This window comes from Streptomyces sp. NPDC019224 (genome assembly GCF_040632605.1).
GTDB lineage: Bacteria > Actinomycetota > Actinomycetes > Streptomycetales > Streptomycetaceae > Streptomyces.
On the sequence record NZ_JBEYCF010000054.1, the window covers coordinates 21,916 to 35,166 of the forward strand.

13 protein-coding genes are annotated in these 13,251 nt (G+C 72.5%); 5 read left to right on the forward strand and 8 right to left on the reverse strand.

What is annotated here, in order from left to right:
• Positions 1 to 101: 101 nt before the first annotated feature.
• Positions 102 to 1,049, reverse strand: coding sequence for a methionyl-tRNA formyltransferase (locus ABZ564_RS27095; RefSeq protein WP_360861417.1), 948 nt, complete (start codon positions 1,047 to 1,049; stop codon positions 102 to 104).
• Positions 1,050 to 1,296: 247 nt separating this feature from the next.
• On the opposite strand from ABZ564_RS27095, the gene ABZ564_RS27100 reads away from it, so the two are divergent.
• From ABZ564_RS27100 to ABZ564_RS27110, 3 genes are all read left to right on the forward strand, one after another.
• Positions 1,297 to 2,709, forward strand: coding sequence for a lysine N(6)-hydroxylase/L-ornithine N(5)-oxygenase family protein (locus ABZ564_RS27100; RefSeq protein ID WP_360861419.1), 1,413 nt, complete (start codon positions 1,297 to 1,299; stop codon positions 2,707 to 2,709).
• A gap of 64 nt (positions 2,710 to 2,773) precedes the next feature.
• The gene (locus ABZ564_RS27105) at positions 2,774 to 2,986 is read left to right on the forward strand and encodes an MbtH family protein (protein WP_360861421.1); all 213 of its coding nucleotides are present in this window, start codon (positions 2,774 to 2,776) and stop codon (positions 2,984 to 2,986) included.
• Positions 2,987 to 3,061: 75 nt separating this feature from the next.
• Entirely contained in the window at positions 3,062 to 3,571 is a 510-nt protein-coding gene (locus ABZ564_RS27110) for a GNAT family N-acetyltransferase (RefSeq protein ID WP_360861423.1), read from the forward strand.
• Positions 3,572 to 3,622: 51 nt separating this feature from the next.
• Here ABZ564_RS27110 and argB read toward each other — a convergent pair whose 3' ends face one another.
• From argB to ABZ564_RS27140, 6 genes are all read right to left on the reverse strand, one after another.
• Complete coding sequence (argB, locus tag ABZ564_RS27115; RefSeq protein WP_360861425.1) at positions 3,623 to 4,471, reverse strand: acetylglutamate kinase; 849 nt, start codon at positions 4,469 to 4,471, stop codon at positions 3,623 to 3,625.
• A gap of 96 nt (positions 4,472 to 4,567) precedes the next feature.
• On the reverse strand, positions 4,568 to 7,942 hold the full coding sequence (locus ABZ564_RS27120; protein WP_360861427.1) for a pyruvate carboxylase: 3,375 nt from the start codon (positions 7,940 to 7,942) through the stop codon (positions 4,568 to 4,570).
• Positions 7,943 to 8,523: 581 nt separating this feature from the next.
• Complete coding sequence (locus tag ABZ564_RS27125; protein WP_360861429.1) at positions 8,524 to 8,781, reverse strand: hypothetical protein; 258 nt, start codon at positions 8,779 to 8,781, stop codon at positions 8,524 to 8,526.
• A gap of 161 nt (positions 8,782 to 8,942) precedes the next feature.
• Positions 8,943 to 9,575: a class I SAM-dependent methyltransferase gene (locus tag ABZ564_RS27130; RefSeq protein WP_360861431.1), complete on the reverse strand. Its 633-nt coding sequence runs from the start codon at positions 9,573 to 9,575 to the stop codon at positions 8,943 to 8,945.
• 388 nt (positions 9,576 to 9,963) lie between these two features.
• Positions 9,964 to 10,698 (reverse strand): SDR family oxidoreductase, encoded by a 735-nt coding sequence (locus ABZ564_RS27135; protein ID WP_360861432.1) that lies wholly within the window; start codon positions 10,696 to 10,698, stop codon positions 9,964 to 9,966.
• Between the two features lie 154 nt (positions 10,699 to 10,852).
• A complete protein-coding gene (locus tag ABZ564_RS27140; protein ID WP_360861434.1) occupies positions 10,853 to 11,035 on the reverse strand; it encodes a DUF6381 family protein in 183 nt (60 codons plus the stop codon).
• A gap of 150 nt (positions 11,036 to 11,185) precedes the next feature.
• Here ABZ564_RS27140 and ABZ564_RS27145 point away from each other — a divergent pair, with 150 nt between their 5' ends.
• Positions 11,186 to 11,890, forward strand: coding sequence for a ribonuclease H (locus tag ABZ564_RS27145; protein ID WP_360861436.1), 705 nt, complete (start codon positions 11,186 to 11,188; stop codon positions 11,888 to 11,890).
• A gap of 164 nt (positions 11,891 to 12,054) precedes the next feature.
• Positions 12,055 to 12,786: a CDP-alcohol phosphatidyltransferase family protein gene (locus ABZ564_RS27150; protein WP_360861438.1), complete on the forward strand. Its 732-nt coding sequence runs from the start codon at positions 12,055 to 12,057 to the stop codon at positions 12,784 to 12,786.
• Here ABZ564_RS27150 and ABZ564_RS27155 read toward each other — a convergent pair.
• A complete protein-coding gene (locus ABZ564_RS27155) occupies positions 12,755 to 13,201 on the reverse strand; it encodes an adenylyltransferase/cytidyltransferase family protein (protein ID WP_360861440.1) in 447 nt (148 codons plus the stop codon). The two genes, ABZ564_RS27150 and ABZ564_RS27155, sit on opposite strands and share 32 nt — an antisense overlap.
• Positions 13,202 to 13,251: the final 50 nt, after the last annotated feature.

The window sequence follows — 13,251 nt, forward strand, 5'->3', positions numbered from 1 at the left end:
CGGGGCGGGAGAGGCCCAAGTGGCCTCTCCCGCCCCGTCGTCGCGCCCGTCGGCATGCGTATGCCCCGGCCGGAGCCGGGGCACACGTGCGAGCCGGGGGATCAGGGACGGCTGGTCAGATAGCCGCCCATGGAGGTGAAGTACTCCGTCGCGGGCAGCTCGCGGCCGTCCTCGGTACGGACCCGGGTGATGGCCAGGCCGCGGTTGCGGCCGGCGCGGGCGTCGGCACCGGCGACGATCACCACACCCTCGCCCTCGCGGTAGAAGATCCGGCCGGGCGTCCCGCCGTAACGGCCCTCGGACACCACAGCGGCCAGGACCTCGATCCGCCTGCCGCGGTGGAAGGCGAAGGCGCTGGGGTACGGGGCCGACTGGGCGCGCACCAGGCGCTCCAGGTCCTCGGCCGGCCAGTTCCAGTCGATCCGGATGTCCTCCTCGGACCGCTTGTGGAAGAAGGTGGCCTGCGAGCGGTCCTGCGGGGTGAACTCCGTCTGCCCGTCGGCGATCAGGGCCAGCGCCTTGGTGGTGACGGGGGCGATGAGGTCGACGGTCTTGTGGAAGAGGTCGGTGGCGGTGTCCTTCGGGCCGACGGGGACGGACTCCTGCCGGACGATGTCGCCGGCGTCGAGCTCGTCGTTCATCATGTGCGCGGTGACGCCGACCTCGCTCTCGCCGTTGATGAGCGCCCAGATCAGCGGTGAGAAGCCCGCGTACTTCGGCAGCAGCGAGTCGTGGACGTTCAGGGTGCCCCGACGGGGGAGCGCGAAGATGCGCGGCGGGATCCAGGTACGCCAGTTGTTGGCCACGATGACGTCGGGCTCGGCGGCCTTGAGGCGCTCGTAGAGCTCGTCGTCGTCCGGGCGGTTGCGGATCAGGACCGGGACGCCGTGCTCCTCGGCGAGATCGGCGACGGAGTCGCTCCAGATCTTCTCGTACGCGTGCTCGCTCCTGGGGTGGGTGACGACCAGCACCACGTCGTGCTCGGAGTCCAGGAGGGCTTGCAGGGTGCGGTGCCCCCAGGTCTGGTAACCGAACATGACGACCCGCATGGGGTTCCTCCTCGACGTAGAGACAGAGCTGGGCAAGTAAAGCAAGGCTTACCTTATCTTGCAACGGGTGCGTGAAGTGCTCCAGTTGGGGCGGCCCGGCGGTGGTCCCGCCCGGGGTGCGCCTGTCGACAGCGCTGGCGAATTAGCTTAGGCTCACCTAAGTTCATCGGGTCGCTTCCTTCGGCGTGCCCGTTCTTCGCCCGTTCCCCGCATCCGACAGGCGGCTTCCCCGCACGATGGGAGTGACATGTCACAGGCTCGTCCTGGCGACGCAGCACCGATCCACGACCTCATTGGCATCGGCTTCGGGCCGTCCAACGTGGCCCTGGCGATCGCGATCAGCGAGCACAACGCGCGCTCCGGGACGCGGGAAGCGGTGAGCGCCCAGTTCTTCGAGCAGCAACCGGCCTTCGGCTGGCACCGGGGCATGCTCATCGACGACGCCACCATGCAGGTCTCGTTCCTCAAGGACCTGGTGACACTGCGCAACCCGGCCAGTGAGTTCAGCTTCCTCTGCTACCTGAAGAGCAAGGGGCGCCTGATCGACTTCATCAACCACAAGAACCTCTTCCCGCTGCGGGTCGAGTTCCACGAGTACTTCGAGTGGGCCGCGGCCCAGGTCGACGACCTGGTCTCCTACGACCACGAGGTCGTCGGCGTCACCCCCGTCCTGCGGGACGGCGTCGTCGACCACCTGGACGTGACGGTACGGTCCGGCGAGGGACTCACCGTCCACCGTGCCCGCAACCTCGTCATCGGTACGGGGCTGCGCCCGCGGCTGCCGGAAGGCGTCGAGCGCGGGGACAAGGTCTGGCACACCTCCGAACTGCTGACCCGGGTCGGCGAGTTGGACGGCACGTCGCCCGCCCGCTTCGTCGTCGTGGGCGCCGGCCAGAGCGCCGCCGAGAACGTCGCCTACCTGCACCGCCGCTTCCCGGAGGCCGAGGTCTGCGCGGTGTTCTCCCGCTACGGATACAGCCCCGCCGACGACAGCGGCTTCGCCAACAAGATCTTCGACCCGGACGCGGTCGACGAGTACTTCGCCGCGCCCGGCAACGTCAAGCGCCGGCTGATGGACTACCACGGCAACACCAACTACTCCGTGGTCGACATCGACCTGATCGACGACCTGTACCGGGAGATGTACCGCGAGAAGGTGCTCGGCACCGAGCGGCTGCGCTTCCTCAACGTGTCCCGCCTCGCCGAGGTCAAGGAGACCCCGGAGAAGGTGCGCGCCACGGTGAAGTCCCTCGTCACCGGCGAGGAGACCCTCCTGGACGCCGACGTCGTGGTGTTCGCCACCGGGTACCACCCGGTCGACCCCCTCGGCCTTCTCGGCGGGGTCGCCGACCTGTGCCTGCGCGACGACGAGGGGCGCGTCCGCGTCGAACGCGACTACCGCGTCACCACGGACGCCGCACTGCGCAGCGGCATCTACCTCCAGGGCGGTACGGAGCACACGCACGGCATCACCTCGTCGCTGCTGTCCAACACCGCGATCCGGGTCGGCGAGATACTCGCATCGGTACTCGACCGGGGCCGCCCGTCAGCGGTCGAGGTGTCCCTGCCGGCCGATGCGGCCGCTCTGCACCCCGAGGAGATCGACCGCCCCGTGCGCGCCCGGGGCGTGAACCTGTCCGGAGGAACGACGGTCGGCTGAGTCCGTCTCGGTGAGGTTAGGCTAGCCTAAGTTTTACCGGTTCTTTCTCTGGAGGCACTGCCGCATGAGCACCAACCCGTTCGACGACCCCGAAGGCCGTTTCCTGGTCCTGGTGAACGACGAGGGACAGCACTCCCTGTGGCCGTCCTTCGCCGACGTACCGGCCGGGTGGGGCGTCGCATTCGAGGAGAACACCCGGGAGGCGTGCGTGGAGTACGTCGAGACTCACTGGACCGACCTGCGCCCCCGGTCCCTCGCGGCCTCGATGGACGCCTGACCGCTACGTGCGTCGCCTCCGGCGGGACGGCCCGCCGGAGGCGCCCCGTCCCCGTGGGCCCGAGGAAGGAACGTCTTGACCACGGCCACGCCGCGCCCCGCCCCGCTGTCGCTCCCGGCGCTCCCGCGACCGCCCCGCGTCCGCATCGCCCGCGCCGAGGACGCCCCCGGGCTCGCGGAGCTGTCCCGGCCCTTCGCGTACACCGGGGCCCTCCGCGAGCGGCCGGACTCCCTCTACGCCGCACGCGCCGCCGAATTCCTCGTGGCGGCCGGCCGCGACGGCGGGCTGGAGGGATGCGTGGGCCTGCGGGTGTACGCGGAGGAGGGGGCGCCCGTGGGCGTCCTGTACAACTTCTGCGTGGCCGGGCACCGGCAGGGACGCGGGACCGGGGCCGCGCTCCTGCGGACCGCGCCGGCCCTGGCGCGCAGCCGGTCGCTCGGCGCGCTGTTCACCGCGACCACCGGGGACGGCCGGCTGTTCCGCCGGTACGGCTTCGCGCCGGTGGCGGCCCGCCGGGCGCCGCGTGCCTGGGCCGGATCCCTGGACCCCGGGCGCAACGCGCTGATCCTCGCCCGCACCGTGTGAGCCGGATGCCGGGGCGGACACGGTCCCGCGTCCGCCCCGGAGCCCCGTGCCTCAGACCGGGCTCGCGACGTGCGCCGCGCCGGCGTCGGGCACCACGGTGGTGCCCGCGGAGTTCCCGCCGAGGACGGCCCGCAGTACCGCGTGCGGCACCCGGCCGTCCAGCACGTCCGCCCGGCTCACTCCGCCTCGTACGGCCCGCAGGCAGCCCTCCATCTTCGGCAGCATTCCGCTCGCCAGGCCCGGCAGCAGCCCGTTCAGCGCGTCCGCCGTCAACCGCCCGATCACCTCGGTGCTGTGCGGCCAGTCCGCGTACAGGCCCGCCACATCCGTGAGGACCACCAGTCGCTCCGCGCCGAGAGCCACGGCCAGGGCGGAGGCGGCGAGATCCGCGTTGACGTTGTAGACCTGGCCGTCCTCGCCCCGGGCCACGGGGGAGACCACCGGTATGTGACCCTGCGTCAGGAGGGTGCGCACCAGGCCCGGGTTCACCTCCGCGATGTCCCCGACCTGGCCGATGTCCACCGCTACACCGTCCACCAGGGCGGACCGCCGTACGGCCGTCATCGTGTGCGCGTCCTCACCGGTCAGGCCGACGGCGTAGGGGCCGTGGGCGTTGATGTGGCCCACCAGTTCGCGCTGGACGCGGCCCGACAGCACCATGCGGACGACCTCCATGGTCTCCGCGGTGGTCACCCGCAGGCCCGCCACGAAGCGGCTCTCCAGGCCCAGCCGGTCCAGCATCGCACTGATCTGCGGGCCGCCGCCGTGCACGACGACCGGGCGCGTTCCCGCGCGCCACAGCTCCACGACGTCCTGGGCGAAAGCCCGTTGCAGGCTCGCGTCGGTCATGGCGTGGCCACCGAACTTGATGACGACGGCCGGTCTCGGATCCTCTTTCATTTAGCTTAGCCTAACCTTAATTGGCTCGGCGTTGTGAAGAAGGCGCCCGCCGGCGGAGGACACCCCCTCCACCGGCGGGCGGCACCCGGCGGGAGGTCAGCCGATCTCGATGAGCAGGTCGCCCGCCTCCACCTGCTGGACCCGCCCGATGGCCAGGCGGCGCACCACCCCGGCGGACTGGGCGGTGATCGACGCCTCCATCTTCATCGCCTCGATGGTGGCGACCGTCTGACCCGCCGACACCGACGCGCCCTCCTCCACCTGGAGCGTCACCACCCCGGCGAACGGGGCCGCCACATGGCCGGCGTGGGCGCGGTCCGCCTTCTCCGCCGCCTTCACCTCGGTCGCCACCGACCTGTCCCGCACCGAAACCGGCCGCAACTGGCCGTTGAGCGTGGCCAGTACGCTGCGGAAACCGCGCTCGTCCGCCTCGGAGATGGCCTCCAGCTCGATCAGCAGCGTCACCCCCGGTTCGAGCGTGACCGGGTGCTCGGTCTCCGGCTCCAGCCCGTACAGGAAGTCCGGCGTCGGCAGCACCGACGTGTCCCCGTACGCCTCCCGGTGGGCGGCGAACTCCTTGGTCGGGCCCGGGAACAGCAGCCGGTTCAGGGTCGCGCGCGGCGACTCGCGCAGCGCCTGGCGGTCCTCGTCCGACAGGTGCGGCGTCTGCGCCCTCGTGGGCCGGCCCTGCAGCGCCCGGGTGCGGAACGGCTCGGGCCAGCCGCCGGGCGGGTCGCCCAGCTCACCGCGGAGGAACCCGATCACCGAGTCCGGCACGTCGAACTTTCCGGGGTCCGACTCGAAGTCCGCGGCCTCCACGCCGGCGCCCACCAGGTGCAGCGCCAGGTCGCCGACCACCTTCGACGACGGCGTCACCTTCACCAGCCGGCCCAGCATCCGGTCGGCCGCCGCGTAGCAGTCCTCGATCAGCTCGAAGCGGTCGCCGAGACCCAGGGCGATGGCCTGCTGCCGCAGATTGGACAGCTGACCGCCCGGGATCTCGTGGTGATAGATCCGGCCGGTGGGCGAGGCCAGCCCCGACTCGAACGGGGCGTACACCTTGCGGGTCGCCTCCCAGTACGGCTCCAGGTCGCCGACCGCCTGGAGGGACAGGCCCGTCGCACGCTCGGTGTGGTCGGTGGCGGCCACCAGCGCGGACAGCGGGGGCTGGCTGGTGGTGCCGGCCATCGACGCGACGGCCGCGTCCACCGCGTCCACCCCGGCGTCGATCGCGGCGATCAGCGTGGCCAGCTGGCCGCCCGCCGTGTCATGGGTGTGCAGGTGCACCGGCAGGTCGAACCGCTCGCGCAACGCGGTGACCAGGGTGCGCGCGGCGGGCGGACGCAGCAGCCCCGCCATGTCCTTGATGGCGAGCACATGGGCGCCCGCCTCCACGATCTGCTCGGCGAGCCGCAGGTAGTAGTCCAGCGTGTACAGCGTCTCGCCCGGGTCCGACAGGTCGGCGGTGTAGCACAGTGCCACCTCCGCGAGCGAGGTGCCGGTGGCCCGCACCGCGTCGATCGCCGGACGCATCTGCGACACGTCGTTGAGGGCGTCGAAGATGCGGAAGATGTCCATCCCGGCCGAGGCCGCCTCCGAGACGAACGCCTCGGTGACCTCGGTCGGGTACGGCGTGTACCCGACCGTGTTGCGGCCGCGCAGCAGCATCTGCGTACAGATGTTGGGCACCGCCTCACGGATCTTGACCAGCCGCTCCCACGGGTCCTCCGCGAGGAACCGCAGCGCCACGTCGTAGGTGGCACCGCCCCAGCACTCCAGGCTCAGCAACTGCGGGACGGTGTGCGCGACATGCGGCGCGACCGCCAGCAGGTCCCGGGTGCGGACCCGGGTGGCGAGCAGCGACTGATGGGCGTCGCGGAACGTGGTGTCGGTGACGGCGACGGCCGGCCGGGCCCGCAGCTCGGCGGCGAACGCCTCCGGACCGAGCTCGGCCAGGCGCTGACGGGAACCGGGCGGCGGGGTGCCCGCCGGCAGGGCGGGCAGCTTGTCCGCCGGGTCGATGACCGGCGGGCGGGGACCGTAGGGGCGGTTGACCGTGGTCTCCGCCAGGTAGCTGAGCATCCGGCTGCCGCGGTCGGCCGACGGGCGGGCCCGGGTCAGCTCCGGGTGGGCGTCGATGAAACCCGTCGTGATGCGCCCCGCCCGGAAATCCGGGTGATCGAGCACCGCGCCCAGGAACGGCAGGTTGGTCGCCACCCCGCGAATACGGAACTCGGCGATCGCCCGGCGCGCCCGGCGGGCGGCGTTGGCGAAGTCGTGGCCGTGACAGGTGAGCTTGACCAGCATCGAGTCGAAGTGCGCCGACACCTCCGCACCCGTGTGGACGGTCCCGCCGTCCAGCCGGACGCCGGGACCGCCGGGGGAGCGGTACGCGGAGATGGTGCCGGTGTCCGGACGGAAGCCGTTGACCGGGTCCTCCGTCGTGATGCGGCACTGCATCGCGGTCCCGTTGAGCGTGATGTCCTCCTGGGAGAGCCGCAGTTCGGGCAGCGTCAGGCCCGCCGCGATACGCAGCTGCGCGATCACCAGATCGCGCCCGGTGACCTGCTCCGTCACCGTGTGCTCGACCTGGATGCGCGGGTTCATCTCGATGAAGACATGGTTGCCGCGCTCGTCGACGAGGAACTCGACGGTGCCCGCGTTCACGTACCCGATGTGCCGGGCGAAGGCGACCGCGTCCGCGCAGATCCGCTCCCGCAGGGCCGGGTCCAGATTCGGGGCCGGAGCGATCTCGACGACCTTCTGGTGGCGGCGCTGGAGCGAACAGTCCCGCTCGTAGAGGTGCACCACGTTTCCCTCGGCGTCGGCCAGGATCTGCACCTCGATGTGGCGGGGTTCGATCACCGCCTGCTCCAGGAAGACCGTCGCGTCACCGAACGCGGACCGCGCCTCGCGCATCGCCGCGTCGATCGCCTCGCGCAGCTCACCCGGTTCGGCCACCCGGCGCATGCCGCGCCCGCCGCCGCCGGCGACCGCCTTCACGAAGACCGGGAAGCCGATCTCCTCCGAGGCCGCCAGGAGGACGTCCACGTCCTCCGACGGCTCGGACGACTTCAGCACCGGCACACCGGCCTCCCGGGCCGCCGCCACCGCACGGGACTTGTTGCCCGTCAGGTTCAGCACCGAAGCCGGCGGCCCGACGAAGGTGATGCCCGCCGCCGTGCACGCCGCCGCCAGCTCCGGGTTCTCCGACAGGAAGCCGTAACCGGGGTAGATCGCGTCCGCCCCCGCCTTCCGGGCCGCCTTCACCACCTCGTCCACCGACAGGTACGCCCGCACCGGATGCCCCGGCTCACCGATCCGGTAGGCCTCGTCCGCCTTGGCCCGGTGCAGGGAGTTGCGGTCCTCGTGCGGATACACGGCCACGGTGGAGATGCCGAGCTCGAACGCCGCGCGGAACGCGCGGATCGCGATCTCCCCGCGGTTGGCGACCAATACCTTGTCGAACATCAAACTCCCCAGTCGTGTCACGAGCGAGTGGCGTCAAGGACGGGCGGTACGGCACGGACACGCTTTCCCGCGTCGGAGACCGTACGGCGGTGGCGAGGTGCTCCGTGACCCTCCGGGACCGGAGCGTTCGACACCGTACCGGAGACTTCCCCCGGGATCGCGAGCGCAAAAGATGGCTTGCGTCACGCCCCGAAACGTCCCCCGGGCAGTCCTCCCGCCGGACGTTTCTCCGGTCCCCGGGAGCGCGGCCATACCGGTGGCCACGGCCGGCCCCGCCCCGCCCCCCGGCCGCCGCCGTCCGGCGCGCCCTCGCCTGCCGGAGGCCGTCGGCACGCCCTTGCGCCGGGGCCGGCCGCCGGTGACCGCATCCAGGGTCCCGGCCCGCTTCGCCCTGCGCCCGTCGGGTGAACGGCACCGGCCGGTACGGCCCTGCGGACAGGACCCCGGTACAGGACCCCGCGGCGCTCCCCGTGGGCCGGGGAGCGCCGCGGCCGGCCGTCGAGAACACCACGTCGAGGACCACCGGCCGCGCGGGGGAAGGCCGGCGCCGAGCGGCCCGGTGTTCACGGAGCAGGCAGGTCTCAGCCCGGTGACTCGTCCGGCACCGGGTCCTCCGGGTGCACCCCGGCGTTGCGGGCCTCACCGCGCCCCGAACCGGACTCGTCCGGGTCGGGGCGCTCCCGGTCGTCGTCCTCGTCGCTCCCGGTGGGCGGCGGCGTCGGCACGTCCATCGGGTCCTCGCTCTCCTGCACCTGCTGGTCGGGCATGTCCGCGGGCACCGGAGGGGGGCTCGGGGACGCGCCCTCGTGGACGGGGCCCTCTGGTCTGCGGTCGGTCATGGGGATCCTCCGTCGTCGTCCCCGCGGTCGGCGGCGGGGCATCGGTTGACTCGCGGGCCGGGTACCCGCAGTGCGTCGGCCAACTCATTGTGGGCCGGTCGGCACCGCGCGGCATTTCCTCCGGCCCGGCGCGCACCCGCAGAACGGGGGCCGCAGCCGGGTCAGCGCCGCCGGGCGAGCAGGAACATCTGCGGTTCGGGCACGGCTACCGGACCGGCGGGCACGAACATCGTGCTCTCGCGTGACAGGACGGTGAACCCGGCCTCCTCCACCAGAGCCGTGAACGCGGCCTCACCAAAACTGGTCACCTCCACCGGCTGACCCATGAACGTGCCGCTGACCCCCTCCACGTCCAACGGCACCGTCGCCACGGCCAGATGACCACCCGGCCGCAGCACCCGCGCGGCCAGGCGCAGCACGTCGGCCTGCTCCGCGCGCGACATCTGGAGCAGTGCGAAGTACATGCACACCGCGTCGAAACCACGGTCTTCCAGCGGGAGCCCGCGGATGTCGGCGCAGCGGAATTCGGCCGCCGGCACCTGGCGGGAGGCGATGTCCACCATCACCGGCGAGACGTCGACCCCCAGCACGTGGTGTCCGGCGTCGACGAGGGTCCGGGCCGTGGGCCGGCCCGTGCCGCTGCCGACGTCGAGCACCCGGGCGTGCGCGGGCAGCATCACCAGGAGCTGTTCCAGCGAGGCGCGGTGCGCGGCCGAACCGGCGAACGCCTTCTCGTAGTCGGTGCCGAGAGCGTCGAACACCTCCGCCGCGGTGCGAGGCCGTCTCCCTGACATGGCAGATTCCTTCCTGCTCCGGTCCTGTTCCGGTGCTCCCCCTTCTACTGCAACGCGCGCACCTCCGCCGCGAAAACCGCCGGGCCGCCCCCCGCGATCATGGTGGTGGCGGACGCGGTGCTGCTGGTGGGGCGGGACGAGAAGGCCCTGGGGAGCCCTGCACCGTCCGCAGCCACGAGCCGGTCGGCCGGAGGCCGTCGCCGGTCGGCCCGAGCCCGGATCGATCCGGGCCGGCAGGGGATGCGTGCCCGCGCCGGGCGGCAGCGGCCCCGGCGGATACGTACGGTGGCCGCCCGCCCGCGGCCCGAACGGGAGCAGGGGGCCGTCGACGTCGAGGAACAACAGGGGGAGGGTGTCCGGGGCGGTCCCCCGGGCACCGTACGGGCGGTCAGCGCCCGCCCGCCACCCGCAGCACCGTCCCCGTCGCGTACGACGCGTCCGGCGAGAGCAGCCACGCGACGGCCCCCGCGATCTCGTCCGGCAGCCCCGGGCGGCCCAGGGGTGTGGCGGGACCGAGCTTGTCGGGGCGCTCGGGGTCCGCGTGGAACTCGGTGCGGATGACGCCGGGGGCGACCGCGTTGACGCGGATGCCGGCCGGGCCGACCTCCTTGGACAGGCCGACGGTCATCGTGTCGACGGCGCCCTTGGCGGCGGCGTAGTGCACGTACTCGCCGGGGCTTCCCAGGGTGGCGGCGGCCGAGGAGACGTTGACGATCGCCCCGCCGCCCGACCGCGTCATGTCGCGCACCGCGCGCCGCGCGCAGAGCAGGTAGCCGAGGACGTTCACCTCCAGGGCGCGCCGCATCCCCGCCGCGTCGGCGTCGGCCAGGGGGCCGACGGGGCCGCTCATGCCCGCGTTGTTGACCAGGCCGGTGACCGGGCCCAGTCCGGCGGCCGCGGTGTCGAAGAGGCGGTCGACGTCCGCCTCGTCGGCCGTGTCCACCCGGACCGTCACACAGCGCCGGCCCGTCGCACGTACCGCATCGGCGACGGTCTCCGCCGCCGCGGAGTCCGAGCGGTAGGCCAGCGCGATGTCATGTCCCTCGCTCGCCAGCCGTACGCAGACCGCCGCACCGATGCCGCGGCTGCCGCCGGTGACCACGGTGACCGGTTGACCGTTCATGGCAGGCTCCGCCTTCCGTCGTACTCGCTTGCGGGCCATCGTAGGCGGGGGTGATCCACCGCCTGTGCGACGGGGGCCCCGCCCCGCAAACGCGACGGTGGACTGTCACCCACTCATGGAAGAGTGACAGTCCACCGGTCTGTGCGCCGTGTCGTCACACGGGGAGGCCGTTGTTCCCACGGCCGTCCTGCTGCCCGCTCTGCTCCTGGAGCTTCCGGGCCTTCTCCTGGAGCCGGCGACGCTGCTCCGGGTCGCCGGTGCGCTCCGCGGCCTCGGTCAGGTGCCGGGCCTTCTCGCGCATCTGCTGGGCTCGGTTCGCCTCTCGTGCAACGCTCATCGTCACTCCTCGGGGACGGTAGGGAAGAGCGGGCCTCTTCAGAGAAGCAGCGCGCCGTCACCAACGCACGCCGAAGCATCACGCACCGTGATGGGCGCAGGTGGGGGCGGGCGGGACGAGCCGGGCCCGGGCGCTGGCATGATCGAGGGTATGAACGAGCGCATGATCGCCGCGTGTGACGGGGCGTCGAAGGGTAATCCCGGGCCCGCCGCCTGGGCCTATGTGGTGGCCGACGCCGAGGGCCGGCCCCAGCGGTGGGAGGCGGGGCCGCTCGGTACCGCCACCAACAACGTCGCCGAGCTCACCGCCCTGCGGGAGCTTCTGGAGTCGGTCGCCCCCGCCGTGGCGCTCGAAGTCCGGATGGACTCGCAGTACGCGATGAACGCGGTCACCAAGTGGCTGCCCGGCTGGAAGCGCAACGGCTGGAAGACCTCGGCCGGCAAGCCCGTCGCCAACCGCGACCTGGTGACCCGCATCGACGAACTCCTCGGCGGGCGGGCCGTGACCTTCGTCTACGTACCGGCCCACCAGGTGGACGGCGACCCGCTCAACGCGCTCGCCGACCAGGCGGCCAGCGAGGTGGCCGTCACCCAGAGCGCCGCCGGCACCTCGCGCGGCTCGGCCGCCCCCGTTCCCGCGCCCTCCCGTGCCACCGAGGGCCGCCGCACCGGCGCCGCGGTGAAGAAGACCGGGAGCACGACCCGGAAGACGGGTGGCGCCGGGCACTCCGGCGCCACCATCCGGGCCAGGTTCGCGGGCCGCTGCCACTGCGGGAAGCCGTACGCGGCCAAGGAGATGATCGCGAAGAACGATCACGGCTGGGGCCACCCGGAGTGCCGCACGGCCTCCGCCTGACCCCCCCTCCGAGGCGGCCGCCTCCGGCCGACTTCCCCCGTACGCCCCCCAGGTGGGGCGAACCACCCGCGCGGGGAAGCGGCCCGTGCCATGATGCGGCTCCGGCGGTGCACGGGGTGCGCCGCCGGGGGAGCGCCGGGGAAGGCCGACACGCTGGGGGGCGTATGGAGAGCACGTCGACGGTGCTGCGTCAGCTGCGCGGTGCGCAGAAACCGGCCAAGGGGGTCTCGCTCTACTCCCGGTACGTGAACCGCCCGGCCGGGCGGATCTTCGCCGCCGGTGCGTACCGGCTCGGCATGACGCCCAATCAGGTCACGCTGCTGAGCGCGGTGTTCACCTTCACCGCCCTCGCCGGAGTGGCGCTCGTCCGTCCCGGGCCCCGGCTCGCCGTCCTCGTCTGCCTCAGCCTCGTCGTGGGCTTCGCGCTCGACTCGGCCGACGGGCAGCTCGCCCGGCTGACCGGGCGCGGCGGGCCCGACGGTGAATGGCTGGACCACGTCGTCGACTGCGCCAAGATGATCCTCGTCCACACCGCCGTACTCGTCTCGTTCCACCGCTGGTTCGCCCTGCCGGGCGACGGCTGGCTGCTGCTGCCGCTCGGCTTCCTGTTCGTCGCGGTGCTGACGTTCTGCGCGGGGCTGCTGCGGGAGCAGCTGGGCAAGGCGGCGGCGCGCGGCCTGCCGCCGCGGCCAACGGCCCCCGCCCCGCCCTCCGCGCTGCGGGCCGTGGCACTGCTGCCCGCCGACTACGGGGTGTTCTGCCTGGTCTTCCTGCTGCTCGGCGACGAGACGGCGTTCCGGACCGGATACGCCGTGCTCGCCGCCGTGCACGCGCTGTTCCTCGCGCTGTTCCTCGGCAAGTGGTTCAGGGAGCTGAAAGCGCTCCGGGCGCACTGACCAGCGTGTCCAGTGCCCGGCGCAGCTGGGTGCTGGACGTGTGCACGGTGTACGGGAAGTAGACGACCTCCACACCCACTTCGGCGAAGTCGCGCTCCAGCCGTCTGCCCTTCTCCGTGTCCCGCCAGTCGTCCCCCTTGAAGATGACGTCGAACCTGACCTGCTGCCAGGTCTCGACCTTGTCGGGGACGGTCTCGACGAACGCGGCGTCCACGTGCCGCACGCTCCGCACGATCTCCAGCCGTTCCGGCAGCGGGATCACCGGCCGGTGTCCCTTGGCGAGCGTGGCCATCTCGTCGGAGACGACCCCCGCCACCAGGTAGTCGCACTGGCTGCGCGCATGCCGGAGGATGTTGAGGTGACCCACGTGGAACAGGTCGTAGACCCCCGGCGCGTAGCCGACCCTGTGCACCATCGGTTCTCTCCCCCCACGGTGAACGTGATGTCCGCCGGTGATGTCCGCTC

Bases quoted from the DNA above. Each gene is read 5' to 3' on its own strand.
- ABZ564_RS27095 (WP_360861417.1), bottom strand. From the start codon at position 1,049: ATGCGGGTCGTCATGTTCGGTTACCAGACCTGGGGGCACCGCACCCTG.
- ABZ564_RS27100 (WP_360861419.1), top strand. From the start codon at position 1,297: ATGTCACAGGCTCGTCCTGGCGACGCAGCACCGATCCACGACCTCATT.
- ABZ564_RS27105 (WP_360861421.1), top strand. From the start codon at position 2,774: ATGAGCACCAACCCGTTCGACGACCCCGAAGGCCGTTTCCTGGTCCTG.
- argB (WP_360861425.1), bottom strand. From the start codon at position 4,471: ATGAAAGAGGATCCGAGACCGGCCGTCGTCATCAAGTTCGGTGGCCAC.
- ABZ564_RS27120 (WP_360861427.1), bottom strand. From the start codon at position 7,942: ATGTTCGACAAGGTATTGGTCGCCAACCGCGGGGAGATCGCGATCCGC.
- ABZ564_RS27125 (WP_360861429.1), bottom strand. From the start codon at position 8,781: ATGACCGACCGCAGACCAGAGGGCCCCGTCCACGAGGGCGCGTCCCCG.
- ABZ564_RS27130 (WP_360861431.1), bottom strand. From the start codon at position 9,575: ATGTCAGGGAGACGGCCTCGCACCGCGGCGGAGGTGTTCGACGCTCTC.
- ABZ564_RS27135 (WP_360861432.1), bottom strand. From the start codon at position 10,698: ATGAACGGTCAACCGGTCACCGTGGTCACCGGCGGCAGCCGCGGCATC.
- ABZ564_RS27140 (WP_360861434.1), bottom strand. From the start codon at position 11,035: ATGAGCGTTGCACGAGAGGCGAACCGAGCCCAGCAGATGCGCGAGAAG.
- ABZ564_RS27145 (WP_360861436.1), top strand. From the start codon at position 11,186: ATGAACGAGCGCATGATCGCCGCGTGTGACGGGGCGTCGAAGGGTAAT.
- ABZ564_RS27150 (WP_360861438.1), top strand. From the start codon at position 12,055: ATGGAGAGCACGTCGACGGTGCTGCGTCAGCTGCGCGGTGCGCAGAAA.
- ABZ564_RS27155 (WP_360861440.1), bottom strand. From the start codon at position 13,201: ATGGTGCACAGGGTCGGCTACGCGCCGGGGGTCTACGACCTGTTCCAC.